This is a genomic window from Mesorhizobium sp. C277A (assembly GCF_040324395.1).
Classification (GTDB): domain Bacteria; phylum Pseudomonadota; class Alphaproteobacteria; order Rhizobiales; family Rhizobiaceae; genus Mesorhizobium.
Map to the genome: position 1 here is coordinate 309,548 of NZ_JAMYVW010000002.1, position 24,441 is coordinate 333,988.

Annotated in this window: 24 protein-coding genes; 9 read left to right on the forward strand and 15 right to left on the reverse strand. The window is 62.9% G+C overall.

The annotated features are described in order from the left end of the window. Positions 1–868 precede the first annotated feature (868 nt). Positions 869–2,470, forward strand: a complete 1,602-nt coding sequence (locus NKK52_RS01545) for a S1 family peptidase (protein WP_023682658.1) — start codon at positions 869–871, stop codon at positions 2,468–2,470. A 168-nt stretch (positions 2,471–2,638) separates the two neighbouring features. Here NKK52_RS01545 and NKK52_RS01550 read toward each other — a convergent pair whose 3' ends face one another. Continuing rightward, complete coding sequence (locus NKK52_RS01550) at positions 2,639–3,547, reverse strand: dihydrodipicolinate synthase family protein (protein WP_023682657.1); 909 nt, start codon at positions 3,545–3,547, stop codon at positions 2,639–2,641. Between the two features lie 248 nt (positions 3,548–3,795). Between NKK52_RS01550 and NKK52_RS01555 the strand changes: the two genes are divergently transcribed. Then, the gene (locus NKK52_RS01555) at positions 3,796–4,728 is read left to right on the forward strand and encodes a LysR family transcriptional regulator (protein ID WP_023682656.1); all 933 of its coding nucleotides are present in this window, start codon (positions 3,796–3,798) and stop codon (positions 4,726–4,728) included. Here NKK52_RS01555 and NKK52_RS01560 read toward each other — a convergent pair. The 3 genes from NKK52_RS01560 to NKK52_RS01570 all read right to left on the reverse strand — a co-directional run bounded on the left by NKK52_RS01560 (position 4,679) and on the right by NKK52_RS01570 (position 6,882). Further along, positions 4,679–5,416, reverse strand: a complete 738-nt coding sequence (locus tag NKK52_RS01560) for an SDR family oxidoreductase (protein WP_023682655.1) — start codon at positions 5,414–5,416, stop codon at positions 4,679–4,681. The two genes, NKK52_RS01555 and NKK52_RS01560, sit on opposite strands and share 50 nt — an antisense overlap. Positions 5,417–5,582: 166 nt before the next feature. After that, complete coding sequence (locus NKK52_RS01565) at positions 5,583–6,191, reverse strand: NAD(P)-dependent oxidoreductase (RefSeq protein ID WP_023682654.1); 609 nt, start codon at positions 6,189–6,191, stop codon at positions 5,583–5,585. Positions 6,192–6,243: 52 nt separating this feature from the next. Beyond that, positions 6,244–6,882, reverse strand: coding sequence for a DsbA family protein (locus NKK52_RS01570; RefSeq protein WP_023682653.1), 639 nt, complete (start codon positions 6,880–6,882; stop codon positions 6,244–6,246). 102 nt (positions 6,883–6,984) lie between these two features. On the opposite strand from NKK52_RS01570, the gene NKK52_RS01575 reads away from it, so the two are divergent. From NKK52_RS01575 to frp, 3 genes are all read left to right on the forward strand, one after another. Then, positions 6,985–7,902, forward strand: coding sequence for a LysR substrate-binding domain-containing protein (locus tag NKK52_RS01575; RefSeq protein ID WP_023714875.1), 918 nt, complete (start codon positions 6,985–6,987; stop codon positions 7,900–7,902). 91 nt (positions 7,903–7,993) lie between these two features. Further along, the gene (locus NKK52_RS01580; protein WP_023686988.1) at positions 7,994–8,275 is read left to right on the forward strand and encodes a hypothetical protein; all 282 of its coding nucleotides are present in this window, start codon (positions 7,994–7,996) and stop codon (positions 8,273–8,275) included. A gap of 83 nt (positions 8,276–8,358) precedes the next feature. After that, entirely contained in the window at positions 8,359–8,691 is a 333-nt protein-coding gene (gene frp / locus NKK52_RS01585) for a fluorescence recovery protein (RefSeq protein WP_023682650.1), read from the forward strand. A 46-nt stretch (positions 8,692–8,737) separates the two neighbouring features. On the opposite strand, the gene NKK52_RS01590 is transcribed toward frp, so the two are convergent. From NKK52_RS01590 to NKK52_RS01630, 9 genes are all read right to left on the reverse strand, one after another. After that, positions 8,738–9,766: an ROK family protein gene (locus NKK52_RS01590; protein ID WP_023682649.1), complete on the reverse strand. Its 1,029-nt coding sequence runs from the start codon at positions 9,764–9,766 to the stop codon at positions 8,738–8,740. Next, positions 9,766–10,491 carry a ribulose-phosphate 3-epimerase gene (locus tag NKK52_RS01595; RefSeq protein WP_023714874.1) on the reverse strand — a complete coding sequence of 242 codons (726 nt, stop codon included), beginning with the start codon at positions 10,489–10,491 and terminating at the stop codon, positions 9,766–9,768. Before NKK52_RS01595 ends, NKK52_RS01590 begins: the two co-directional genes overlap by 1 nt. Before the next feature lie 4 nt (positions 10,492–10,495). Beyond that, positions 10,496–11,317 (reverse strand): sugar phosphate isomerase/epimerase family protein, encoded by an 822-nt coding sequence (locus tag NKK52_RS01600; RefSeq protein WP_023682647.1) that lies wholly within the window; start codon positions 11,315–11,317, stop codon positions 10,496–10,498. A gap of 39 nt (positions 11,318–11,356) precedes the next feature. Beyond that, positions 11,357–12,199 (reverse strand): carbohydrate ABC transporter permease, encoded by an 843-nt coding sequence (locus NKK52_RS01605; protein ID WP_023682646.1) that lies wholly within the window; start codon positions 12,197–12,199, stop codon positions 11,357–11,359. Positions 12,200–12,203: 4 nt separating this feature from the next. Next, entirely contained in the window at positions 12,204–13,100 is an 897-nt protein-coding gene (locus NKK52_RS01610) for a carbohydrate ABC transporter permease (RefSeq protein WP_023682645.1), read from the reverse strand. A gap of 140 nt (positions 13,101–13,240) precedes the next feature. Then, positions 13,241–14,488: an ABC transporter substrate-binding protein gene (locus tag NKK52_RS01615; RefSeq protein WP_352628157.1), complete on the reverse strand. Its 1,248-nt coding sequence runs from the start codon at positions 14,486–14,488 to the stop codon at positions 13,241–13,243. Positions 14,489–14,603: 115 nt separating this feature from the next. Next, a complete protein-coding gene (locus NKK52_RS01620; protein WP_023682644.1) occupies positions 14,604–15,749 on the reverse strand; it encodes an ABC transporter ATP-binding protein in 1,146 nt (381 codons plus the stop codon). 90 nt (positions 15,750–15,839) lie between these two features. Beyond that, positions 15,840–16,790: a PfkB family carbohydrate kinase gene (locus NKK52_RS01625; RefSeq protein ID WP_023682643.1), complete on the reverse strand. Its 951-nt coding sequence runs from the start codon at positions 16,788–16,790 to the stop codon at positions 15,840–15,842. Between the two features lie 3 nt (positions 16,791–16,793). Further along, positions 16,794–17,594 (reverse strand): beta/alpha barrel domain-containing protein, encoded by an 801-nt coding sequence (locus tag NKK52_RS01630; protein ID WP_023682642.1) that lies wholly within the window; start codon positions 17,592–17,594, stop codon positions 16,794–16,796. 162 nt (positions 17,595–17,756) lie between these two features. Between NKK52_RS01630 and NKK52_RS01635 the strand changes: the two genes are divergently transcribed. The 3 genes from NKK52_RS01635 to NKK52_RS01645 all read left to right on the forward strand — a co-directional run bounded on the left by NKK52_RS01635 (position 17,757) and on the right by NKK52_RS01645 (position 20,921). Beyond that, a complete protein-coding gene (locus NKK52_RS01635) occupies positions 17,757–18,518 on the forward strand; it encodes a DeoR/GlpR family DNA-binding transcription regulator (protein WP_023682641.1) in 762 nt (253 codons plus the stop codon). 257 nt (positions 18,519–18,775) lie between these two features. Further along, positions 18,776–19,924, forward strand: a complete 1,149-nt coding sequence (locus NKK52_RS01640; RefSeq protein WP_023682640.1) for a Gfo/Idh/MocA family protein — start codon at positions 18,776–18,778, stop codon at positions 19,922–19,924. 64 nt (positions 19,925–19,988) lie between these two features. Next, positions 19,989–20,921: an alpha/beta hydrolase gene (locus tag NKK52_RS01645; RefSeq protein ID WP_245263068.1), complete on the forward strand. Its 933-nt coding sequence runs from the start codon at positions 19,989–19,991 to the stop codon at positions 20,919–20,921. Here NKK52_RS01645 and NKK52_RS01650 read toward each other — a convergent pair. Further along, positions 20,909–21,973, reverse strand: a complete 1,065-nt coding sequence (locus tag NKK52_RS01650) for a LacI family DNA-binding transcriptional regulator (protein WP_031197970.1) — start codon at positions 21,971–21,973, stop codon at positions 20,909–20,911. The genes NKK52_RS01645 and NKK52_RS01650 overlap by 13 nt on opposite strands. A gap of 225 nt (positions 21,974–22,198) precedes the next feature. On the opposite strand from NKK52_RS01650, the gene NKK52_RS01655 reads away from it, so the two are divergent. Further along, positions 22,199–23,584 carry an FAD-binding oxidoreductase gene (locus NKK52_RS01655; RefSeq protein ID WP_023667911.1) on the forward strand — a complete coding sequence of 462 codons (1,386 nt, stop codon included), beginning with the start codon at positions 22,199–22,201 and terminating at the stop codon, positions 23,582–23,584. A gap of 13 nt (positions 23,585–23,597) precedes the next feature. Here NKK52_RS01655 and NKK52_RS01660 read toward each other — a convergent pair whose 3' ends face one another. Further along, entirely contained in the window at positions 23,598–24,242 is a 645-nt protein-coding gene (locus NKK52_RS01660) for a YjbE family putative metal transport protein (protein ID WP_023667912.1), read from the reverse strand. Positions 24,243–24,441: the final 199 nt, after the last annotated feature.

Here is a 24,441-nt window from a genome sequence, read left to right on the forward strand (position 1 = left end):
AAATACCCAATCCGATCCGGACATTAGCCCAGACGAATGAAAACAGACTCAGTTTCAGATACCGCGATGGTACGCCTCGATTTTGACCGTTCAAGGGCCAATGGCGGCATCGCACTGTGCCTGGAAGCGTGAACATTCTGCTCGGGCCCAGCCGGATTGCCTGTGGGACGGCCATGCGGTCACCATCTGATCGCGCGTTGGCTCCTGCATGCTTTACGAGGCCAATCTCTGTCAGTTGCTGGCTATCCGTCTATTTGTTTCTGTTTCTTTCCTATTTCTTCTCTATAAACTTTCCCCGCATGACGATGTGATGTCAGAATTTATTGTCGCTGAGGGGCGATAACGTGTCACGCATTTTTTCAGCCATTCGAGCCGCAACAATGCCGAGGCGCGTGCCATACGCGACTGGCTGATTTCCAATGGCTGGGACGGCTATTTTCTCGATCTGGACCCGGAGCGCGGCATTGTCGCCGGCCAGCGCTGGTAGCGCGCACTGCACGAGGCGGCCAATCGCTGCCAGGCGGTGCTGCCTGCGGTAGAAAGAAAATATCCACTATAGGTAGCCGACTTTGGTACACCTATGCTTCGGGCCCTGGCGCAAGTGGATCTCCCGTATGTAGCGACTACCCACCAGAATGGAGGCAAGGATATGGTCCATGACATACCCCTCAACTTAACCCGGGACGATTTCTCCGGAAGCCGTGTTGCCGCGAACCAGCTGCGAGCAAGCGCAGTGCCGGCAGGAGACGTACTGCGCTGCTTCAGATCGAGGGATATCTCGCAGCCCCTATGATTTCATTGCGGCTGACGGGCCGGCGGCGGACCGAATGACACAGGCAAGAGAGCCGTAGGGACGGGGAACAAGACAATGGACGACTACAAGGAACTCATCGAACAGGCAATTTCGGCCAATCGCAGGTATGATCTGAGGGAACTGCGAGAACTCTGCGAGCGGCTGGGGATGGCCCTGCCGGAGCCTTCGGACAGCGCGGGGGCGCTTGGCGCGGCGCTGATGAAAGAACTTCGGCGCAACCGCAGGTACGACCAGATACAGATGCTGGGTGAGACGTTCATCAAGGCCGGTTACTGCACGCCGCGTATCTGGACCATCTATGCGCAAGCCCTGGTCGACCGCGGCAATCAGGTGGCCGCAATCGGCATTCTGGGAAATCTTGCTTTGGAGGCCTCGGCCGAGGAGTTCGCCAAGGAAGCGTCGGAGATTCACGGCATACGCGGGAGGGCATGGAAGGACATTGCCTATGAGGCGATAGGACAAAAGCGCCTCGATGTAGCAAAGAGAGCATTAAAGAGCTCCTACGAGTGCTACTCGAAAGGATTGGAAACCAATCCCGACGATGTCGGAATGCTGGCATGGCACGGGACGCAGATCGTTGCCGTGGCACATCTCGCTGAAAGCCACGAGCTGCCCCATGATTTCGGCTCGAAGACCGAGCTTGCCAAAGATATTCTGAAACGCATGGCAGCTGACTACCGCGGCGACGGCAACGATGACCCGTGGATCCCCACAGCGGCAGGCGAGATGTGCGTAGCGCTTCAGGACTATGCAGGGGCGCGTGATTGGTATCAAAAGGCGATCGGGTCCGAGCGCACCGACAATTTTACCCTTGCCAGCGCGCATCGGCAGCTTTCGCAAATATGGCGCATTGGCGAGATCGAGGAAGGCGCCATAATCGGAGGCCTCGTTCTGGACGCTCTCGTGGAGATGGGGGGAGGCTTCCATTTGACGAAAGGCAATGCCGACCAGCTTCAGGCCCTGATCGGCACAACTCCCCCGGTCTCACTCGTGGCGCTACGATTTGCGATGAAGTCGGCTGAATCGATCGCGATGATTCGTTCCGGCTTTGCCCCCCTTGGCACGGGCTTCCTCGTCTCCGCGGCCGACATTGGGCTCGACCCCGCAATCGGGCAGGTCGTGATAACCAACGCTCACGTGGTCAGCGATCCATCGCAGAGCGGGGCCGCATTGCCGGGAGATGTTCAGGTCACGTTCCAGCTTCAGCCCGGCAACAAGGTTTACACGGTGGCGAAGATTGTGAAGTGTCTTTCCGTAGGAACTCACGATTGCAGCGTGTTGAAGCTCAACAACGACGTATCCGACATCGATCCTTTGGAAGTGGTGGATTTGCCGTTGGTGATGCCGCCCGATCCAACCGCGGTCGTTATTGGCCATCCGTTGGGGCAGGAAATTTCTTTTTCGTTCCTCGACGGCCGGCTTGTGGCGTTCGAGCCTCTGGCGGAAGCAAAGCCGCAGCGCATGCACTATCGATCGCCGACCGACAATGGCAGCTCAGGCAGCCCGGTGTTCAATCGCAATTGGAAAGTCGTGGGCATCCATCACAAATATGTCGAGAACGCATCGCCGCTAGACGGCAAGGCGGGGGTTTATTCTGCCAATGAAGGCATCTCCATGGGATCGATCTGCCGGGCTTTCAAAGCTGGCCTGGGATAAGCGATCCGGTTGTCATGCCGTTGCGCGAATCCTGCCTCGGTTTGTGTAGAACAAAGCGGCTCCATTGTGAGGAGACAATCCGGGCTTCACTCGGCACGTTACTCCACGAAATCGGGACGGACGTTGGCTGTCGTGGCGCTCGGTGGCGGTTCGACGCTGTGCTGAGCCTCAGTTGCGGCCAATATGATCGGCTGCGGGACCGAGCGCCGTGAGCAGCGCCTTGCCGCTTTCCAGCGTTGCATTCTGGTGCGGGGCGCGCAGGTTCAGCCAGCGTTTGTCGCCGGAGCGCACCGCCAGCACGGCCTTCGTTGCCGGGATCAGGCCTGCATCCTGGATCACCTTGCGGAACGCCCTGATCGCGGCGTCCGCTTCCGTGACGTCTTGGCCAGCGATCGTCGCGTCGTAGAGGTCGCGGATGGCCGCGGCGTTGAGATTGACGGTCGCGGAGATACAGCCCGCAGCACCACTGGCAAGCCCCTTGGTCAGTTGCGCCTCCGAGCTGGGGAACACCGCGACGTCGGGTGCGGCGGCAATCACCGCCGCCGTGTTGTTCCAGTCGCCGGCGCTATCCTTGTAGGCGACGACCGTCTCTGGAAACGCCGCGCTCAACCGGGCGGTCAGGGCAGGGCTTACCGGCACGCCGGAGTTCTGCGGGATGTGGTAGAGGATCATCTTCAGCGCCGGGTTGGCCACCCTTTCGATCAGCTCGCTGTAGTAGCGCGCCTGGCCATCGTCCCCGGCGGCCGTGTAGAAGAACGATGGCAGCACCATCACGGCGGCGCAGCCGAGGCCGACCGCGTGCTTCGACAGTTCGACGGTTTCGGGCAGTGCGGTGACGCCGGTGCCGGGCATCATGCGCCCCGGCGAAATGCCTGATGCAACCAGCCATTCCAGCGCCTGCATGCGCTCGTCGAGCGAGAGCGACAGTGCCTCGCCCGTGGTGCCGAACGGCGACAGCAAATGGGCGCCCTGGCCCAGCACCCATTTGGCATGTGAGATCCACAGGTCACGGGCAATGCGGCCATCGTTCTCGAACGGCGTCAGGATCGGGGCGATGGTTCCTTGCGGGCGGGGCATGTCGGTCCTTCCATCGGTGCTGGAAATCAGCTTGGCATAGAGCATACGTGCGATGCGATCTGCCAGAGGCGATCTCTTGGGCCACCGCGCCGGCCGTGGGAAAACTTGCGGGTCATTGCCGCGAAATTCTGGCCCCTTGGTCTGCCGCAACCAGATGACGCCGGCGTCAATGGGTTGCAAATGAACCAGGGTTGCAAATGGACCGGCCAAGCCCGAAATATCGGACTGAGACCAGATCCGGAAACGGCATGCACCCACGATTGCTCAAGACCTTCCTCGCCGTGGCGCGGCACCGCAACATCACCCGCGCAGCGCGGGAGGTTCATCTGGCGCAGTCGAGCGTCAGCGACCAGATCCAGTCGCTGGAAAGCGAACTTGGTATCGTCCTCTTCATCCGCTCGCGCCACGGCCTCGATCTGACGACGGCCGGCGGCGCGCTGAAACCCTATGCGGAAGAGATTCTGCAACTGGCGGAGGAGGCGCGTATTGCCGTCGAGGCAACGCCGGGAATGACCGCCGGAACGGTTACGGTCGGCGCGCTGGAGACGATTGCCACTGTCAAACTTCCGCAATGGCTGGCGGCCTTTCGAGGCGACCACCCGGAGATCGGTCTGCGGCTCAAAATCGCCGGCAGCGATGCCCTGCTGCGGCAGCTCGAAGAAGGCGAGATCGACGTCGCCTTCTGTTTCGACAAAGGCGGTCTGGACGAACGTCTGACCCGGCGCACGATATCGGCCGAGCCGCTGGTCCTTGTCGCCTCACCCGAACATGCGCCCGCATCGGGGCAGAGCGACCTGGCCACGCTCGCCGCGATGCGTTTCGTGGTGACGGAAACCGGATGCGTCTACCGGCATATGTTCGACACTGCCTTTGCCGAGATTGCAGCGCCAGAACTTGCCGCCGAAGTCGGCAGCATCGGCGCCATTGCGGGCCTGGTGGCGACTGGTGTCGGCATGGGCCTGGTGCCGCGGCTGGCCGTTGCCGACGCGCTCGATCGCGGCGAGATCGTCGAATTACCATGGCCGGGTTCGGCCCGCACGGCGTCGCTGGTCATGATCTGGCGCCGCCGGCGGGTGCAACCGCCGGCGCTGAAACTGCTGCTGGCTGCCGCGGCCAGGAATTTCGCTGCGCTCAGATCAGCCGGTGACCGCCCTCGACATGCAGAACCGTCCCTGTCGTAAAACCGTTGCTCATCAGGAAGGCGATAGCATCGGCAATGTCGTCCGGTTGCCCGACGCGGCCGACCGGCAGGCGCCTGGCCATTGCATCGAGCGTCTCGTGCTTCTTGTCGCCGGCCACAAAACTCCAGATCGGCGTGTCGACCCAGCCCGGCGAGACGGCGTTGACGCGGATCGGCGCCAGCTCGACCGCTAGCGCCCGCACCAACCCTTCCAGCGCAGCGTTGACGGCAGCGACGACGGAGCCGCGCGCGGCAGGTCGATAGGCGGCGATGCCTGAGGTGAAGGTGATGGAACCGTTGGCCGAAAGCTGCGGCGCGCCATGCTTGGCGAGCAGCAGCGGCCCGTAAAGTTTGCTTTCGACGACCCGCTGCGCCGCCTTCAGGTCGACTGAAGGCAATAACTCATAGGCGCCTTTGATATCGGCGGCGGTGCTGACGATATGGTCGAGCCGGCCAATTCGCTTGAACAGGTCAGCGACCTGATCCTCCCTGGCGATATCGGCCGCGACGGCGCTCAAACCGGAAGGGTTCTGCAGCGCCTCGCCGGCACGCTCGAGCCTGGCTTCACTGCGGCCGACGATGATGACTTCGGCGCCTGAGTCCAGGCACCGCCTTGCCAACGCCAGCCCCATTCCGGAGCTGCCGCCGACGATAGCGATTTTCGATTTTGAGATGTCTGTGTCTGCCATGTTTCCGTTCCTGTCCTGAACCGCTCCGGGCGAGAGTTCGCAGACCGGCGGCAGGAGCGGAAACGGAAGAAAGCGATAGTGCAATCGGAGGCTCCGATGGCACTATCGTCGATAAGGACCGACGCCGGCCGCTCCGTCGAGTGGCCCGCCTGTCAATGAAGTGCGCTCAGTAGCCGACGGTAAAGCGCTGGCGGATATGCGCCGGCTTTTCGATCTCGTCCGCCATGACGATGGCATAGTCCTCGAAGGAAATGCTGCTGCCCTTGTCGGACGTCAGCAGCGTGTCCTTGCCGATGCGGTATTTGCCGGTCCGCTCGCCGGCGACGAACAGCGCCGAAGGCGACAGCAAGGTCCAGTCGAGATCGTCGACCATCCGCAGCGTGTCGAGGAAGTCGGCGCCCTTCTGCGCCTCGGCCTTGTAGATATCAGGGAAGGTCGGCGTGTCGACCAGGCGCTTGCCGGGCGCAACCTCAAGGCTGCCGGCGCCGCCGACGACGAGGTAGCGTTTGACGCCGGAAGCACGCACGGCTGCGATGAGCGTATCGGGATCGCTGTCGAGAAAATGCACCGAGGAGATCACCGCGTCATGACCCTTGATCAGGGCGGCAAGGCCATCCTTGTCGAAGACGTCGCCCTTCTTGGCAGTCACGCCCGGAAGTGCCGCGATCTTGTCTGGATGCCGGGCAATGGCGGTGACGCTGTGACCGCGATCGGAGAGTTCCTTAAGCAGGCGCGAGCCGACTTGGCCGGACGCGCCGATAAGTGCGATTTTCATGGGGATTTTCCTTTCGTCTGGGGAGAATTTCGTCTGGGGAGAATTTCTGGGACTACGCCGCCTCGATGTGAGCGACGAGATTGTCGTAGCTGCCGAACAGCGCGTTGGCGCCGATCAGGCGCGGCGCCGTTTGGCCGATCACCGCCAGCGCGGGAACGCCATTGGCATGCAGCCGCTGGAACAATGTCCGCCCGCGGCTGACCAGGTCGTCATGCTTCGCCAGAAACGCCTGCGTCGGCGCTTTCAAAAGCTTTGCCGCGTCGCTCATGCCGGCGTCGGCCAGTACCGCGGCGACGCCGTCAACCGTCACAATATCGCGGCCGTCGACATAGCGGGCATGCTGGATCGCCTTCAGTGCCGCAAGTCGCTGGCGCCAGTCGTCCAGTCCGGCGGCGCTGATGCCCATGGTGGCAGCGGAAGAATCGAGCAAGGTGCCGCTGACATTGAGCACATTGTCGAGATAGGCCTGGCTGAAGCGCTGTCCGCTCAGCCGCGCGATGCGCTGGTCATTGTCCCAGGCGTGGGCGGCAAAACCAGCATCCAGCGGCCGCGCGCCGGCACCGGAGAAAAGCCCCACCGGCAGCAGTTGGAGCGCGGTCCCGCCGGCGGCCAGTCGATCCAGCATCGGCGTGGCGCCATAGCACCAACCGCAGAGCGGGTCGAAAAGATAGGTTAGGGTTGCATTGGTCATGGCGGCCTCACTCTGTTGCCCAATAGATGACAGCTGGACCGCTTGCGAAAAATAGCGATCAATCATACAAACTGTCTGATAAAATCAGACAATGAGCGGCCTGTGACCGAACTCCTCAATCTCAACCGGCTCGTCTACTTCGCCACCGTGGTGGAGACCGGCTCGTTCACGGCCGCTGCCGACCGTCTCGATGTTGCCAAGGCTGTGGTCAGCCATCAGGTCGGCAAGCTCGAAGAAGAGCTTGGCGCTACGCTGTTGCGGCGCACGACCCGGCGCGTGACGGCGACCGAAGAGGGTCGTCTGTTCTATGACCGGACCGCGATCATCCTGCGCGAGGCGGAGGCAGCCTATGGCGACATTTCGCAGCGAGCGGCGCAGCCGACGGGGACGCTGCGGCTGACGGCGCCGCTCGATTATGGCGAGAAGGTCGTGGCGCCGACCATCGCCGCCTACATCAGAAAATACCCGAAAATGCGGGTCGAGACGATCTTCGACGATGCGGTCAGCAACCTGGTCGACGAGCAGATCGATCTTGGCATCCGCGTCGGCTGGCTTGCCGATTCCAGCAATCTGGCGCGGCGGCTGGGCAGCCTGCAGCAATTCGTCGTCGCCAGCCCGGAACTGGCCGCCAGGCTGCCTGGGCAAGCCAGCCCCAGGCAGGCGAAGTCGCTGCCCTGGGTCGGCAACGCCCAGTTGCGCGGGGTCGGCCAATGGCTGTTCTCGAGGGGCACGGAAACGGTGCTGGCCGAACTCAACCCTGTCGTCAGCTGCGACAAGACACCGGGCGTGCTGTCCTGCGTGCTGGCCGGCATCGGCCTCGGCATCTTTCCGGACTACAGTGTCGCCGACGACATTGCGCGGGGACGGCTGGTGCGGGTGTTCGCGGATTGGACCTTGCCGTCCGGGGGCATCCACGCCGTCTTCCCGCCGGCGCGCTTCAGGCCGGCCAAGGTGCGCGCCTTCGTCGACTTGCTGGTTGCGGCGGAAAGGCGGCGGGCGCGCAGTGCCGTTACAGGCTGATTTCGGCGCTGGCTATGGTAATCAGGGAACCTTTGTTCGGCCCACGCTTTTGGATATGCTGCGATTCCGAACCGTCAGAAGGGTATTGCCGATGACCATCAAGATCCTCGCGACCTCCGCCCTTGTTCTCGCGCTTGGCTGCAGCCTGTCTACCGCAGCGCTCGCCAAGGAGAAGAAGCACCGCCATCGCCAGCCGGAACCGGAGCAACGCTACGTTCCCGCCCATCGCGACCTCTTCTATGCCCTGTTCGGCGGCCCGCGCTACTATGATAAGATGCTGGTCACCACGGCTGCCGGCCCCTGCTCCTACGACAGGGTCGGGCCGGACGCGAATGCGCTGAACAAGGTCAACGATCACCATTGCGGGAAGTAGAACGGCCCCAAAAGCGGGGCTGTCCTGCGCCTGTCGCGGGTTCTACCGGATGCCGGCCACCGCGAACTCGATAGAGATAGCCGATGACCGTCGAAAAATGGTCTCCGTCCGAAAGGAAGGCCGCTCGCAGAGCCTATGACGCAGCGCTGAAGGTGGCGCTCGACAAGACGCTGGCTGAACTCAAGAGCAGGGCCCACGTTGCGGCAACGCCTTCCGAAATGTGGGACGTCGAAGACTTTCTGCGGCAGCAGCGACGGAAGATCGACCAGATGTTCGACTATCGCTATTCACAGCTAATACAGGTCTTCGCCAATCTCATCCGGCAAGGCTATCTCGAGGAGAATCTCCTTGTTGGCTTGTCGGAAGACAAGCGGCAAACGATCCGAAAATACGCCAGCTGGAATCGCGAAGGGTAGGGGTCCTCTTCGGGGACCCTGGCGCTGCGCGCCGCGCAGTTTGAGCTCAGCCGTGGCTTGCCTCTCTGGCATCGGCGGTCGCGCCTCTGTCCTTATCGTCCTGCGCCATCGCCAGCGGCGCACCCGGTTCGCCTTCCCACAGGATCAGGCTGGCGGCGCCGATCAGCCCGGCGCGGTCGCCGAGTTCAGCCTGCACGATCGGCACGTCGCGATAGGCCGGCATCGCCCGCTGCTGGATGACCGCTCTGATCGACGGTGCCAGAAGGTCGAACCCGTTGGAAAGGCCGCCACCCATGACAATCAGATCGGGCGAATAGAGATGCAAGAGATTGGTGAAGCCGATGCCCAGCCATTGTGCTTCCGCCTCGATCAGGTCGAGAGCGTTGGCGTCGCCGGCCTTGGCAGCCTCTACGACATGCCTGGCCGAGACGTCGCCGTCATTTGACAGCCGTCGTAAGAGCGAGCCGTCGCCCGGCACGGTCAGTCGCGTGGCGCGGCGGCCGAGCGCGGTTCCGGAGGCAACGGCCTCGAAGCAGCCGATGGCGCCGCAAAAGCAGCGGTCGCCTTCACCGGTGATGGTCATGTGGCCGATCTCGGCCGCCAGTCCGCGCCTGCCGTGATAGATGTGGCCATCGGCGACGACGCCGCCGCCAATGCCGGTGGACACAGTCACGAACACCAGCGATCCGCTGCCACGTCCGGCGCCAAAACGCCATTCGCCGAGCGCCGCCGCATTGGCGTCGTTTTCCAGCCGCACCGGCAGCCCGAAGTGCCGCCCCAGAATGTCGATCAGCGGCACATCATGCCAGCCGGCCAGCGTTGGCGGCGCAATGACGATCCCCGCCTTGGGGTCGAGTGGCCCCGGCGCACCGACGCCGATGCCGGCGACGTTTGCCTGCGGGTGTTCCCTGAGGAGCGTGCCTGCCAGAGCGACGATCTGGCTGATCACCGCCTCCGATCCCGCACCGGCAAGCGTCGGCGCCGAAGCATGAGCGACGATACGGCCATCGCTCTCGACCAGCGCACCGCGCAGCGCCGTGCCACCGAGATCGAAGGCGAGCGCAAGCTTGGTCATCAGGCGGCGACCTCCAGCCCGTGCAGCCAGGCCATGCGCCGGGCAAGGTCGGGATCGCCGAAGGCCAGCGAGCCCAGCACCACGGTCTCCGCACCTGCGGCGCGCAGCAGCGGCACGGTCTCGTGGCGGATGCCGCCATCGGCGGCAAGCACGATGTCGGCCTCGCGGCCGGCTTTGCGCATCAGCGCGCGCGCCTCGATCAGGCGCGGACACGCCTGCTCCGACAGGCTCTGGCCCTTGACGCCGATGGAGGTGCCGAGCAGCGTCACGAACGCCACTTCCGCCAGGAAGGGCGTGACGGCCGCGACCGGTGTTTCCAGCCGCAGTACCACGCCGGCCTCGGCCCCGAGTTCATGCGCCAGTTTCACGGCGCGCAGGCCGGTCTCGCCGTTTTCGGCGTGCACGCTGATCAGGTCGGCGCCGGCCTCGATGAACTGGCGCGTCTGTTCTTCGACGATCTCGGCTTCGACCATCAAATGGACATGGATCGGCTTCGCGGTGAGCTTGGCGATGCGCGCCACCAGGTCCGGGAAGAACAGGAAGCCAGGGGTGAAGCGGGCGTCGGCGACGTCGATATGATGGACATCGGCATGGGTCTCGATGCGCTTCAAATCGCGCTCCATGTTGGCGAGGTCGGCCGACCACAGCGAGAACTCGCCGATCAGCCGGTTGCGCGGCAGGGCAGCGATCGCGGCGGGGCCGGACAGGGGCTTGTTCGTCGTCATCGTCTCAGGCTCCGTAGCCGCGCATTGTCTGGCGGTTGGTTTTGACGGCGCCAGCAGGGTCGGCGGCGGCCGTTTCGGACTCTTCCTCCAGCACCAGCCAGCCGTTGAAATTGGGTGCAGCACCAGCGATCTCGATCACCTTCGCCGTGTCACAGACGCCCTTGCCGAGCATCGCCCAGGTTCCATTCGCGTCGACATCCTTCAGATGCACATAGCGGATGCGGTCGCGATAAGTGGTGAGCGTATCCGCCATGTCCTGGCCACCGCGCAAGATGTGGCCGGTGTCGGGCACCCAGCCCACCAGCGAGGCGTCGAGCAGCCCGAAGATGCGGTCGTAGTCGGCGCGGTCGAACAGCAGCGTGTTGTGATGCGAGCTTGGATGCACCGCGACCTGGACGCCGGCCTCGCGCCCGAGCTCGCCGGCTTTGTTGTAGACCTCGGCGGCGATGGCAAACTTGTCGTCGCGCGGCCCGTCGGAAACGATCGTGGCCGAGCCCATCGACACCAGCGCGCCGGGAAGGGCGGCGGCGAAGTCGATCCAGCGTTTGGCGGTCTCGAGGTCGGCGCCGATCTCATCCCTGAGCGTGAAACCGCTCTTGGAGCCGAAGGCGAAGGAGACGAGCGTCAGCCCGGATGATTTCAGCGCGGCCGCGAACTCCTTTGGCTTGCCGGCATAGCGGCCGATCATCGTGTCGGTAATCTCGATGCCGGCATAGCCGCCATTGGCGATCGCCTTGAGCAGATCGTCCGGGCCGCCGGCAAAACGGTCGCCCAGCATTTCCCAGGTAAAGGTCTGGCAGCCGACTTTCAGGTCTTTCACGGTCATCCTTTCATTCCTTGATTCCACCTCCGTTGGAGGGACATCCTACTTGACCGACCCTGCGGTCATGCCGGCGAGGAAGAACCTCTGGGCAACCAGGTAGATGACCAGGAGCGGCAGCGAGCCGAGCACGCTCATCGCCATCATCTGGTTCCATTCGAAGGCGTGTTGCCCCATCAACAACTGGATGCCGATCGGGACGGTGCGCATGGATGTCGACTTCGTCAGTGTCAGCGCAAAGAGAAATTCGTTCCAGCACAACAGGAAGGTGTAGACCGACGTCGCCACGATACCAGGCAGTGAAATCGGGACGATCACCCGCCACAGTGCGGTCCAACTGGTGCCGCCGTCGACAGCCACCGCTTCATCGAGGTCGCGGGGCAAGGTGTTCAGATATCCCGTCATCAGCAGGATCGCATAGGGCAGCGTAAACACCAGATAGGTCAGGATCAGCGCGACATAGGTGTCGAAGATGCCATACGAGACGACAAGCCCGAAGAAGGGGATCAAAAGCGTGATCGGCGGGATCGTCTGCGTGCTGATGATGAGCGTGTTGAGGCTGCCCTTGCCGCGGAAATTGAAACGGCTGAACCCATAGGCCGCCAGCAAGGCGATCAGCACCGTCAGCACGGTCACTGCTCCGGCCACGAAGTAGCTGTTGAAGAAGAAGCGCAGCTTTACCGGGTCGCCAAGGATGGCCGCATACGCTTCCAGCGTGAAGGCCTTCGGCAGGATGGTTGGCGGCAGGGCAAAGATTTCGGTGTTCGACTTGAACGAGCTGCTCAGCATCCAGTAGATCGGGAAGGCCGCGAAAAAGAGCCCTGCGGCAAGCGCGACATGGAGCGCGGCGGTGATCAGCCTGTCTTTCGGCGTGTGCCTTTTCCTCATGTGACTACCGAGCCTTTTGATAACGGATGTAGAACAGCGTCAGGCCGAGAGAGATCAGCAGGATGACCACGGCGCTCGCCGAGGCCTGCGACAGGTTGTAGCTCGAAAACGCCAGCTTGTACGTGTAGGTGCTGAGGACCTCGGTCGAGTAGATCGGACCGCCACCCGTCGTTATCCAGATCAATGGAAAGACCTGCATGGTCCAGATGAAGTCGAGCAGCGAGATGCTGATGATGATCGGCATCAGCTGCGGGATGGTGATGAAGATCAGCTTCTGGTAGGCCTTCGCGCCGTCGATATCGGCGGCCTCGTAGAAATCCTTGGGAATGCCCTGCAAGCCTGCGAGCAGGCTGACCATGAAAAGCGGGTAGCCCGCCCAGATGTTGGCGAAGGTGACGGCGTGCAGCGCGGTCGCGGGCGAGGAAAACCACTCGACCTTGGAACCGATGATGCCCATCTGCATGAGAACACTGTTCACGACACCATTCGGCTCGAGCAGAAGGCGCCAGATCACCGCGATAATCACCGCGGTGAACAGCCAGGGCAGTATGTACAGCACGCGCAGAATGTTGCGCAGAGTCGGATTGATGCGGTCGCTGTTCAGCATGAGTGCGAAGAGCATGCCGATGGTCATATGGAAGACGACGCTCATGCAGGTGAAGTAGAGTGTGTGCCACAGCGAGGCCCAGAACACCGGATCGGCAAAGATCGCCTGGTAGTGTTTCAATCCGGCAAAGGACGGGTCGCGACGCAGCACCGCGCTGTTCTGGAACGAATAGCCAATCACCGTCACCATTGGCAGCAGCATCAAAAGGCCGATTATGAGGAGCGAGGGTGATAGATAGAGATAGGGTGCGACCGCTCGTTTCAGTCGATGGTGGGAGCGCTTCTGCCCGGTCATGTGCGACCCCTGGGATGTGCCTTCAAGAGGAAGGTGCGCTTCAAAAACAGGTCCATCTCAAATTGCCGATCCGTTGTTGACGGGTGGCCTGGCCGAGGCCGGGCCACCCGGTGGAAGATAGCAAACGAGCAATGGGCCGCTCAGAATTTCGCCGTCCAGCCCTTTTGAGCGTTGGTTGCGGCTTGTTCCGGAGACTGCTCGCCGGCAAGCATCTTCTGAGCCTCCACGTCGAACTGGGTCATCAGGTCTTCAGCCACCGGCAGGCCCGTGAACTCGTTGGCGAGATAGCCGGTCTTGAAGATTTCGAAAGCCTTGGCGAAAGCCTTGTCCGAGGTCACGAAATCGGGCTTGGCGTTGACGTTGCCCGGGAAGGCATTTGCAAGCGACACGAGCTTGGCATTCACCTTCTCGCTCATCAGATATTGGACGAGCTTCCAGGCTTCATCCTGATGTTTCGAGGCGGCGGAGATGCCGATGCCCCAGGAGGCGTAGGGAAGGCCGCGCTTGCCGCTGTAGTCCGCCACGACCGGGACCGGGATGAGGTCGAAGTTCAGCTTGGGATTGCGTTTGCGGATGAGGTTCACATGCGCAAGCGAGTCGATCATCATTCCGACCCGATCGTTGACGAATTCCTCGACCTTCTCCTGCTCGGTCTTGGTGGCAATGCCGGGCGAGATGACGCCGGCGTCGTTCAGCGATTTGACGAAAGTGAGCATATCGACGACCGGCTTGCCCTCGAGAGCCGGCTTGCCTTCAACCATCATCGATTGGCCCGAGGCCCAGACCCACGACATCAGGTCGTTCTGGACACCGGACGGCGTTTGCAGCGACAAGGGCAGCACCCAGCCATACTGGTTCTTGTCGGCGTGGGTCATCTTCTTGGCGGCTTCGAGAAACTCCGCGCGGGTCGACGGCAGCTTGGTGACGCCTGCCTGGGCGGCGAGGTCCAGATTGACGAAGACCGGATAGACGAACGAAGCCACGGGAAACATCACCGCCTTGCCGTCCACCTTGATGATATCCGCGACCTGGGTCTTGTCGAACCCGCTCGCATCCATCATCGGGTTCATGTCGGCCAGCGCACCCTGCGCGTTCAGATTGTTCACCCAGGCGCCGTCGAGACCGACGACGTCGCTGAGCGTTCCGGTTGCGGCGCCGACCGAGATCTGGTCTCGCGTGGTCGCATAGGGACCGCTGACCAGCGTCACCTTGATGCCGGGGTTTGCAGCCTCGAAGTCGTTCATGATTGCCCTGAGCGATCCCGCCGGCAATTCGGGCTCCCACCATTGGGTGAATTCCAGCGTCGTGTCCGCCATGGCGCCGGTTGCACCAAGCAACCATGCGGCCGCGGCTATTTTCAGCATCTCGGGTCGTATCCGAAACATCATTTTCTCCTCCTTCTTCAAGATCGGCCGCACAATGCGGACGATCGTCTGTTCATTCAGAAGCCTTCTTGTATCTTCCGCAGGCACCTCGCTCCCGCCCGCGGTCTTCCGCAGATCTTCAGATCGCCAGATGCGTTTCGGGATCGAAGAAATGGAACTTGGCATCATCCACGGCCAACCGGATTTCCGAGCCGGAGCGGACGGCGCTGATCGGCTCGAACCTCGCCACCGCGTTCGACGCCAGGCCGAAATCATCCACCGCATCCGGATCGCCGGAGTCCACCCGGACCGCGTCGATGTTCATGTGGACGATCTGTTCGGAGCCGAGTTCCTCGATCGAGGTCACCCTGGCCGGTATCGTCTGATACTTGCGACCGGATTCAAGGCTGCTGTCATAAAGATCCTCCGGTCTGATCCCGAACACGACCTTGCGCCCCGCATACGACCTCAAGGCCGGCCTGCGCACGAGGGCTGCATCCTGCAGCCGGACGGCGAAGTCGCGAAAAGCGAGCTCGCCGCCCTTCAGGGTCGCCTCGAAAAGGTTCATCGAAGGAGAGCCGATGAAGCCGGCAACGAAGGCGTTAACCGGCGATTCATAGAGCCTCTTGGGGGTGTCGACCTGCTGCAGCACACCGCCTTTCAGCACCGCGACCCTGTCGCCCATCGTCATCGCTTCGATCTGATCGTGGGTCACGTAAATGGTCGTGACGCCGAGCTGCTTTTGCAGGCTGGTGATTTCGGCGCGCATTTGCACACGCAGTTTCGCATCCAGATTGGAAAGCGGCTCGTCCATGAGAAAGGCGGCCGGCTCGCGCACCATGGCGCGGCCCATGGCAACCCGTTGACGCTGCCCGCCTGACAGGTTCGCGGGTTTGCTGTCCAGCAAAGACGTCAGCTGAAGAGTTTTGGCGATCTCGTCCACGCGCTTCTTGCGCTCGGCCTTCGGCTTGCCTGCCAGCCGCATCGAAAAGGCGATGTTTTCGGATACCGTCATATGCGGGTAGAGCGCGTAGCTCTGAAACACCATCGCGATGTCGCGGTCCTTGGGCGGCATGTCGACGACGTCGACCCCGCCGATCCGAAGGCTGCCGCTGGTGATGTCTTCCAACCCCGCGATCATTCGCAACGCCGTGGATTTGCCGCAGCCGGAAGGCCCGACGAGGATCAAGAACTCGCCGTCCTTGACCGACAGGTTCAACTGGTCGATTGCGCGAAAACTGTTCCCGTAGGTTTTGCAGATCTTCTCAAGAATGACTTCTGCCATATTCCTCCCTCCACAAGTATAAGCCCTGATTTTTTATGATTCTCCTGGGCTTGTGTTCGCCTGCGAAATGTTTCGTCGGATCGTTTCAGGTCATGCTCCAGCATCCACATGCGCATTTTTCAGGTCGACTGCTGACGGCGCGTTCGCCGATGCCAGGAGTTGCGTGACCTGGTCCTCGGTCGGAAGCGCCTCGCGCCCGCCACGCCCCGTTATCGAAACGGCCGCCGCCGCGGCCGCGAATGCGATCCGGCCCGCGGTGTCGGCTCCGCGCGTCAACGCATGGGCATAGGCGCCATGAAAGCAGTCACCCGCGCCTGTGGAGTCGATGACCGCAACCCGGTGCGGGGGCAGGTGCCAGAGACCTGTCTCTTCACGGCCGCGATAGTACACACCTCTGCCGCCATCGGTCAGAACCACTGCGGACCGCGATGGCAACCACAAGGCATCGAGCATCTCGGCAGGCGATCGGCGCCCCGTGGCAGTCCGTGCAAAGCTAAGTGGAAGGATGAGATGGTCGCAGAGCGCGATCAGCCGCTCCGTGGCGGGACCGCTGCTCCATTCGATGTCGCCGAGGATCGCAAGGCCGAGATCGCGAGCCCGAGCCACGACATCCAGCGACCCGGTCGCATAGCTGTCTACGATCAGGACGGTTGCGCGGCTGAGGATATCGTCCGGAAAGTCCGGAGCGGTGCCCAGCATCGCATCGTCGTCATACGCGATGAACCTTTCCCCGTCCGAGCCGACGGTGATCCGCGAGTGCACCGGGCGCGCGTCGGGATGGCGCGGCGCGAATGCGGTTTCAATACCGCTCGCCACGAGATCGAGCTGCACCGCGTCGTCCGCGGCACTGGCCAGCCATCCGACGAACCCGGCGGTTCCGCCGAGCCGCGCGACGGCGGCCAGCGCCGTCGCGACATTTCCCCCGAAGGCGCGGGTACTTTGCAGAACCTTACCCTTGCCCGCCGACAATGGCTGATCGACGTAGACGATGTCGTCGATCGCAATAGCGCCGAAGCCGAGGATCGAGGGGATGGTGGGCATCGTTCAGGCACCCGCCTTCGCCAGGGCGTCTTGCGCCGAAAGGCCGTCATGGATGACGCCGCGAAAGGCAAGCGCTGCCTTCTCCGGATCGCCGTGCCCCCAGAGATTGCGGCCGACCACGGCGCCGTGCGCGCCGGCACGGATGGCGTCCGCCGTCTGCTGAAGCGCGCCGAGCAGCGTATCGGTCTTTGGACCGCCCGCGATGACAACCGGCACCGGGCAGGTCCGGACGGTCTCCCGGAACGACTCGAAATCGCCGGTGTAGCCGATCTTGATCACGTCGACGCCGGACTCGTAACCGATGCGCGCCGCATAGGCGATCTCGTCGGGGGTGAAGACGATCTTTGCTCCGTCGGTGAAATCGCGAGGGTAGATATGCGCCACCACAGGCATGCCGTAGCGGGCCGCCGCATTCACCGAATCGGTCAGCCAGCGTATGTATTTGCCCTCCGTCGCGCCGCGCACCGGAATGGCCACGGCCAACGCATCGGCCCCCGCGCGCACCGCGTCCTCGGGCGTTGCGATCAACTCGCTGATGCGATCGTCCGCAGTGAAGCAGCCCGCCTGAATCACCAGGGAAGCTTTGCCCGCATATTGCGGCCACAGATGGCGCGCGGTGCCAGGCTGGATGCTGACATAGTCGGGTTTGCCCGCCATGACGCGTGCGAGCGCACCCGGCAGGTCGGCAAGGCCGCCTTTGCGCACGTCGCCATAGCCGACGAAGTGGTCAACCGCGCCGCCAAAGAGGTTCCCCGATGGATGCGAGAAGAGGCGCGCGAGACGCACCTTGGTTCCTAGGCTCATGAGTGCAAAATTCCCTGATCGGTTGATTTAAAAAAGCTCAATCCAGTGTTTCCGAAAGAAAAAAGAAAAACAATCTTTCGAAAGCTTTCGAATCTGCATATTTCCGGTAAGGTGAGCCGAGGCCGGCGCGATTGCTCGGCGCAGGCAGGCAAGGGCAGGGCAATGTTGTCGGAGCAGAGACGCCAATCGATCTTGGGCGAGGTGCAACGCAGCGGACAGGTTCGCATCAAGGACCTGTCGGACGGGTTTGGCGTGTCGGAGGTCACCGTGCGCTCCGACCTCGAAATACTGGACCGCAAGGGACTGCTGACCAAGACCCGTGGAGGGGCGGTGACCCGGACCACCGATTCGACGACGGCCGCGTTCGCCCGCCGGATGCAAACGAACCTCGACGCAAAGAAGCGCATCGCCCGGGCGGCGCTGGACCTGTTCGAGGACAACCAATCGGTCATCTTCGACGGCGGCTCAACCTTGATGCAACTTGCCATGCAGTTACCGCCGCTCAGCAATGTCGTGGTCGCGGCCACGGCCATGAATATCGTGCAGCATCTTATGCATCGTCCCGGGCTCGACGTTCATATGATCGGCGGCCGGGTCTATCCCGACACGGTGAGCACGCTGATCACCGATGCCGATACGGCTCTCGGCGGCCTGGTAGCGCATCAGGTATTTGTTGGAGCGCATGCGATAGACTCGTCACTGGATGTGGTCGACGTGAACGAAGACATGGCGCGAACGAAGCGGAACCTCGTTCGCATGGCCCGGCGCGTTGTCCTGCTCGCCGATTCGAGCAAATGGGGCGTCAGCGGGACGTCCAAGGCATTTTCGCTGTCGGCCGTCGATGTGGTGATCACCGACGATGGCCTGCCCGGTCCAATACGCGGTGAGCTTGATAGGGTCGGGGCCAAGGTGATCTATGCCTGAAGCCGTCCCGGTCTCTGATGCGCGACGGAAGACGCGCATGACCCATGGGCTTCGCAGCGGCCGTCGGCCGTTTTTCATGCCGGTCATGTTCTCCTCCTCGCGCTGGCGGCCTCCCAATGCGCGCCAGAATTCTCATAAGCTCTATAAAAATTTTACGCGCGTCAACATTTAAAATCCTGTATAGCGGATTGCGGGGACGGATCGTGGGAACCGCAACGGTTCGCGCAGCATGCCATTGGCTCGGAGGAAAGCTGGAAATGCACGGAAAATCAGAGACAAAGCTCGGCATCGGTGTCATCGGCTGCGGCAACATCTCGATGACCTATCTGCGCAATGCAGCTTTCTTCGGCGGCGTCGAGTTGCGTGCCTGCGCCGACATTTCCGCTGACATGGCTGAGCTGCGCGCCAGGGAATACGGCATCCGCGCCCTCGGCGTTGACGCGCTGCTGGCCGACCCCGATATCGACCTCGTGCTGAACCTGACAATCCCCGCGGCGCATTTCGACATTTCGTTATCAGCGCTCTCGGCGGGCAAGCACGTCTTCACCGAAAAGCCGCTGGCAACGTCGGCCGCGGACGGCCACCGCCTTGTCGCCGAGGCCGCGAAGCGCGGCCTGCTGATCGGCTCGGCGCCGGACACATTCCTGGGTGCAGCCGGCCGCCGCGCGCGCCGGCTGATGGATGACGGCGCGATCGGCAAGCCGGTGACCGGCACCGCTTTCATGATGGGACGGGGCATGGAGCACTGGCATCCCAATCCGCAATTCTATTATCAGCCCGGCGGCGGTCCGGTGTTCGACATGGGTCCCTACTACCTGACCATGCTGGTCAACCTGCTCGGACCGGTCGAGCGCGTCATGGCGATGGCGACGCACGGCCAGGAGGAGAGGCTGATCACGGCCGACGGGCCGTTCAAGAACACGACATTCAAGGTCGGCACGCCGACCAACATAGTGTCGCTGCTCGAATTCCGTTCCGGCGCCACCGTCACCTTCGGCGCCTCCTGGGACGTGTTCAAACACTCCAACCATCCGATCGAACTGCACGGCACCGAAGGCTCGCTCAGGCTGCCCGACCCCGACACGTTCGGCGGCACCGTTTCGCTGTCGGATCGTGGCGCCGACTGGGCCGATTTCGCCAGCGAGAGCGAACTCTATGGCGACCGCAACTGGCCCTATTCCGCGCCCGACCGCGCCAATTACCGCATGCTCGGCGTCGCCGATCTGGCGCGCGCGCTGGCCGCGGGCAGAAAGCCGCGCGCCTCCGGTGAGCTGGCGCTGCATGTGCTTGAGATCATGGAGGCGATCCTGGCTTCGGGCGAAAGCCGTGGCTCGGTTGCCGTCAACGGCACGGTCGACCAGCCGCCGCTGCTTGGCGAAGACGAAGCCGCAACCCTGCTTGCCTGACGGAGGTTCGCCCGTGACGCCATCGCCACCGTCCCCGTCGCCCCTAGATCCGGAGGCCCGGCATGTGCTCGAGCTCGGCAGCCAGGCCGGCGCGCCGCCGTTCGAAACGGGAACGCCTGAGCAGGCGCGCCGCGCCTACAATGAAGGCTTCCCGACCCTGCAAGGCGAGCGCGAGCTGGTCGCGTCGATCAGCGAGCGCATCATTGCAGGACCCGGCGGTCCGCTGAGGCTCAGGATCTATCGCGGGCAGGGCGCGCCTTCGGCAGGCGCTCCGGCGCTGCTTTATCTCCATGGCGGCGGCTGGGTAATCGGCAATCTCGACTCGCATGACGAGATCTGCCGCTGGTTCGCCAACGAGGCGGGCGCAGTCGTCGTTTCCGTCGACTACCGGCTGGCGCCGGAACACAAATTCCCGGCGGCAATAGAGGATTGCCGCGCAACGCTCAACTTCATGCAAAGCGCGGCGGACGAACTCGGCATCGAGGCTGCCCGCATTGCGGTTGCCGGCGACAGCGCCGGCGGCAATCTCGCTACGGTGCTCGGCCTGCTCACGCGGGGGGACAAAAATCCGCCGGCAGCGCAGCTGCTGTTTTATCCCAACACCGATGCCGGGCAGACGACGGACAGCTATCGCCGCTTCGCCATAGGCTTTGGCCTGACCGCCTCGACCATGGCCTGGTTCCGCGACCATTATGTCCGCAATGCCGCCGACATCGGCGACTGGCGTACCTCACCGCTGAAGGCGGAAAGCCTCGCCGGTGCGCCGCCCACCTTCATCGCCATCGCCGGTCACGACATCCTCGCCGACGAAGGCGAGGCCTATGCCAGGCGTCTGCAGCAGGCCGGCGTGCCGGTCGTGCTGGAACACTGGCCCGGTCAGATCCACGGCTTCGTCTCTATGGGTTCTCACGGCCCGGCAGCGAGACAGGCGGTTGCCGCCGCCATTGCCGCGTGGCGAAGCTTCGATCCTGCCTTTGGAAAGGCTCAAGCGGACTGACGCATCACCAGGGCGGCGTCGAGGCTGACCTTCGGCGCGACGTTTGCCGTATCCTCGTTGAGCAAAGCGAGCAGTGTCTCGACGCTGCGCCCCGCCATGGCGGCAAAATCCTGCGCGATGGTGGTCAGTGCGGGGCAGGTGTAGCGGCTCAGCGGATGGTCGTCATGGGCGGCGATACGCAGGTCGCAATCGGCCTTGCGGCCGATCTTCAGCCCTTTCGCGAAGGCTGCCGCCATCACGCCGAAAGCCAGGCGGTCATTCGCACACAGTATGGTCTTGCCGGGCAGACCTCCGGTCTTGCCGGGCAGACCCCCGGTCTTGCCCGGCAGGCCGCTGGCCCCGAGCATCTGTTCCATCTGCTTGTAGCCGATGCGCTCGAAATCCCATGTGTAGTCTCGGGTGTTGCCGATAACCACCGGCTCCTGGCCAAGTTGACGCATCGCGGCGACGTAACTGTTCAGGCGCTCCGGCGAATTGTGATTGACATGCGGGATGTCGAAATAGACCGGGGCGTCGCCGGAGCGGCAGAGATAGTCGACGATGGTCGAGACGCTCTGGGCATTGTTGTTGCCGACAAAGGGCGTGCCGCCTTCAAGATAGGTGTCGAAATAGACGACCGGCATTGTCTGGGTCAGCTTCTCCAGCGTGCGCCGATCCGAGCGCAAGCCGAGCGGCGCGATCAGCGCGCCCGAAACTTTCAGCGACAGGATGGTACGTGTCGCCTCCATTTCGAGCTCGGTTGAGCCATGCGAGGAGATGACGATCGGCCAGTAGCCCTCGTCGCGCAGCCTGAGCTCGATGCGGCTGACCATTTCGGAATAGAAGGGATCGGTGACCGTCGGTACGACAATGCCGATGGCGCGGGTGCGCTTGCGGTTGAGGTTGCGGGCAAACAGATTGGGCTGGTAGTCGGACGACCGCAACGCCTCTTCGATGCGCTTGCGCGTTGCCGGCTTGACGCTGGTCGGATCGTCGAAATATTTCGACAGCGTCGGCCTGGAGACGCCGCAGGAGCGGGCGAAATCCTCCATCGTCTTGTGCGTCATTGGCATTCAATCCTCGTCTGGCACGCGCCAGAACCTCGGTCATCCCTTGACGCTGCCCACGGTCCTGCAGCCGGCGCGTCCGCCACGCAACGGCAGACGAAATTTACAGGAAACGTCAGTGGGTTCAACGCGCAATGACAGATTATACCGTGCGTAAATTTGTTCAATTGACGCGAAAATTGTCGCGCATCAAAGTCTCGGTCACAAAGAGCGCTGAAAAGTCCAGGCACCATGACACAACAGATCGATCGGCTTCTTTCCCAGCTATATCGTCGGCTCGATGCCGCCGCGATTGTGATCTGCGATGCTATCGATCCGCGCTATGGCGACGACCTCTCCGGCAAGGGCGGCGGCCAGCCCGAACTGGTCTTGCGTCCGCGCAACGCCGCCGACGTCGCCGAAATCCTGCGCCTATGCAGTGGTATCGGCCAGAAGCTGGTCGTCCATGGCGGCCGCACCGGGCTGGCCGGCGGCGCGCGCGTGCAGCCGGGCGAAGCGGTGCTGTCGCTGGAGCGCATGACCGCGGTCGAAGCGCCCGACGGCGCCGCGGCAACCATCATCGCGGAAGCCGGCGCGCCGCTGCAAATGGTGCAGGAAGCGGCCGATGCGTCCGGCCTGATGTTCGGCGTCGATATCGGCGCGCGCGGCACGGCGACGGTCGGCGGCAACATCGCCACCAATGCTGGCGGCATTCGCGTGCTGCGCTACGGCATGTACCGCGCCCAGGTGCTGGGGCTGGAGGCCGTGCTTGCCGACGGCTCGATCCTGACTTCGTTGCGTGGCCTGGCCAAGGACAATTCGGGATACGATCTCAACCAGCTTTTCATTGGCAGCGAAGGCACGCTGGGCGTGGTTACTCGCGCCTGCCTGCGGCTGCATCCCAAGCCCGCCACCGAGGTTGCCGCCTTTTGCGCACTTGGCTCGCTGGAGGCGGCGATTGCGTTGCTGGGGTTGCTCAAGCAGCGGCTCGGGCCCTTGCTTTCGGCCTATGAGGTAAACTTCTCGCCGCTCTACGGCGCCATGATTGCCGGCATGGCCGCGCCGGCGCCGCTGCCTGCCGGCGCGCCGGTTTATGTTTTGGCCGAGATCCAGGGCAACCAGGCCGAGCTGGACGGCGAGCGTTTCGCTTCGGTGCTGATGCAGGCGGTCGAGGACGGCATCGTCGCCGACGTGGTCGTCTCGCAGTCGCCGCGCGAATTCCGTGCGCTATGGGATGTGCGCGAAGAGGCCAACCGCTTCCTGTTTGCGATCGAGGGCATGATCGGCGTCGACATCAGCATCCCGTTGGCGACCATGGCGGGTTTCCTGCGCAACGCCGAAGCCGCGATCCACGCCGTCGACAGCCGCGCCGAGATCTACGTCTTCGGCCATCTCGGCGACGGCAATCTGCACTATCAGGTCGACACCACGGAACCGGCGGCCGCCTATGAGATCATCTATCGCGGCGTGGCGGCATGCGGTGGCGCCGTCTCGGCCGAGCACGGCATCGGCCTCGACAAGAAGAAATGGCTGAACCTCGTGCGCAGCGACGCCGAAATATCAGCCATGCGCCGGCTGAAGGTGGCGTTCGATCCGCACAACATTCTCAACCCAGGGCGGATTTTCGATATCATTTGATCGCCAGGAGAATCTAGCTTGCAACTGGCGAGAGCAGCGCGTGTAAGTCGACCGTTCTCATCTGCTCGACGCCGTCCAGAGTCATATTTCCCGCGACATAGACGATGATTGCCAGACCGAGCCAGCCGATCCAGCGATACCTGGCAAGCAGCGCCGCCACCAGCGTCGAGGCGACCGCCATCAGAACCACCGACAGGATGAGACCGAACACCAGCGCATTCATGTCGTGGGCGGCGGCGCCCGCCACGGCCAGCACATTGTCCAGCGACATCGAGACATCGGCGACGACGATCTGCAGGATCGCGGTGCGCAGCGCCTTGGCCGGCCGCGCCGTCGCAAGTGCTACGGCTTCAGTGTCGACGTCCTCGCCGTCGCCGGCCGAGCGCAACTCCTGGAACATGTTCCAGCACACCCAGAACAAAAGCATGCCGCCGACCAGCATGATCCCCGGAATTTCCAGCAGTTGCACCGCGATCACCGCAAAGACGACGCGGATCACCGCCGCCGCGGCAATGCCGGCGATGATCGCCTTCTGCCGCAACGCCTTGGCGAGGCCTGCGGCCGCCATGCCGATCACCACGACATTGTCGCCAGACAGCACAAGGTTGATGGTGATGACTTCCAGATAAGCGGCGACAGTCGTCTGGTCGAAACTCATAGAGCGGTCTCCCCGGAAGGCTCCGGCTGGTTGCGGCGGATCGGACCGATGTCTGCGCAAACGCGAAGACAGCTGATTTGAGTGCAGCCCGGCATTGAAACAAGACGCCAGCGCGGCCAATCGGTCCTCATCCACGGAATTCATCGCCGGGTCGTGATTTCCGACCAGAAATGCCCGTCCCAGAATGCCCATCATGGAA

Coding starts and splice junctions, on each gene's coding strand:
- NKK52_RS01555 (WP_023682656.1), top strand. CDS start 3,796: ATGCACCCACGATTGCTCAAGACCTTCCTCGCCGTGGCGCGGCACCGC.
- NKK52_RS01615 (WP_352628157.1), bottom strand. CDS start 14,488: ATGATGTTTCGGATACGACCCGAGATGCTGAAAATAGCCGCGGCCGCA.
- NKK52_RS01550 (WP_023682657.1), bottom strand. CDS start 3,547: ATGCCCCGCCCGCAAGGAACCATCGCCCCGATCCTGACGCCGTTCGAG.
- NKK52_RS01640 (WP_023682640.1), top strand. CDS start 18,776: ATGCACGGAAAATCAGAGACAAAGCTCGGCATCGGTGTCATCGGCTGC.
- NKK52_RS01620 (WP_023682644.1), bottom strand. CDS start 15,749: ATGGCAGAAGTCATTCTTGAGAAGATCTGCAAAACCTACGGGAACAGT.
- NKK52_RS01655 (WP_023667911.1), top strand. CDS start 22,199: ATGACACAACAGATCGATCGGCTTCTTTCCCAGCTATATCGTCGGCTC.
- NKK52_RS01630 (WP_023682642.1), bottom strand. CDS start 17,594: ATGAGCCTAGGAACCAAGGTGCGTCTCGCGCGCCTCTTCTCGCATCCA.
- NKK52_RS01595 (WP_023714874.1), bottom strand. CDS start 10,491: ATGACGACGAACAAGCCCCTGTCCGGCCCCGCCGCGATCGCTGCCCTG.
- NKK52_RS01610 (WP_023682645.1), bottom strand. CDS start 13,100: ATGACCGGGCAGAAGCGCTCCCACCATCGACTGAAACGAGCGGTCGCA.
- NKK52_RS01565 (WP_023682654.1), bottom strand. CDS start 6,191: ATGAAAATCGCACTTATCGGCGCGTCCGGCCAAGTCGGCTCGCGCCTG.
- NKK52_RS01635 (WP_023682641.1), top strand. CDS start 17,757: ATGTTGTCGGAGCAGAGACGCCAATCGATCTTGGGCGAGGTGCAACGC.
- NKK52_RS01625 (WP_023682643.1), bottom strand. CDS start 16,790: ATGCCCACCATCCCCTCGATCCTCGGCTTCGGCGCTATTGCGATCGAC.
- NKK52_RS01570 (WP_023682653.1), bottom strand. CDS start 6,882: ATGACCAATGCAACCCTAACCTATCTTTTCGACCCGCTCTGCGGTTGG.
- NKK52_RS01580 (WP_023686988.1), top strand. CDS start 7,994: ATGACCATCAAGATCCTCGCGACCTCCGCCCTTGTTCTCGCGCTTGGC.
- NKK52_RS01560 (WP_023682655.1), bottom strand. CDS start 5,416: ATGGCAGACACAGACATCTCAAAATCGAAAATCGCTATCGTCGGCGGC.
- NKK52_RS01660 (WP_023667912.1), bottom strand. CDS start 24,242: ATGAGTTTCGACCAGACGACTGTCGCCGCTTATCTGGAAGTCATCACC.
- NKK52_RS01600 (WP_023682647.1), bottom strand. CDS start 11,317: ATGACCGTGAAAGACCTGAAAGTCGGCTGCCAGACCTTTACCTGGGAA.
- NKK52_RS01545 (WP_023682658.1), top strand. CDS start 869: ATGGACGACTACAAGGAACTCATCGAACAGGCAATTTCGGCCAATCGC.
- frp (WP_023682650.1), top strand. CDS start 8,359: ATGACCGTCGAAAAATGGTCTCCGTCCGAAAGGAAGGCCGCTCGCAGA.
- NKK52_RS01650 (WP_031197970.1), bottom strand. CDS start 21,973: ATGCCAATGACGCACAAGACGATGGAGGATTTCGCCCGCTCCTGCGGC.
- NKK52_RS01605 (WP_023682646.1), bottom strand. CDS start 12,199: ATGAGGAAAAGGCACACGCCGAAAGACAGGCTGATCACCGCCGCGCTC.
- NKK52_RS01590 (WP_023682649.1), bottom strand. CDS start 9,766: ATGACCAAGCTTGCGCTCGCCTTCGATCTCGGTGGCACGGCGCTGCGC.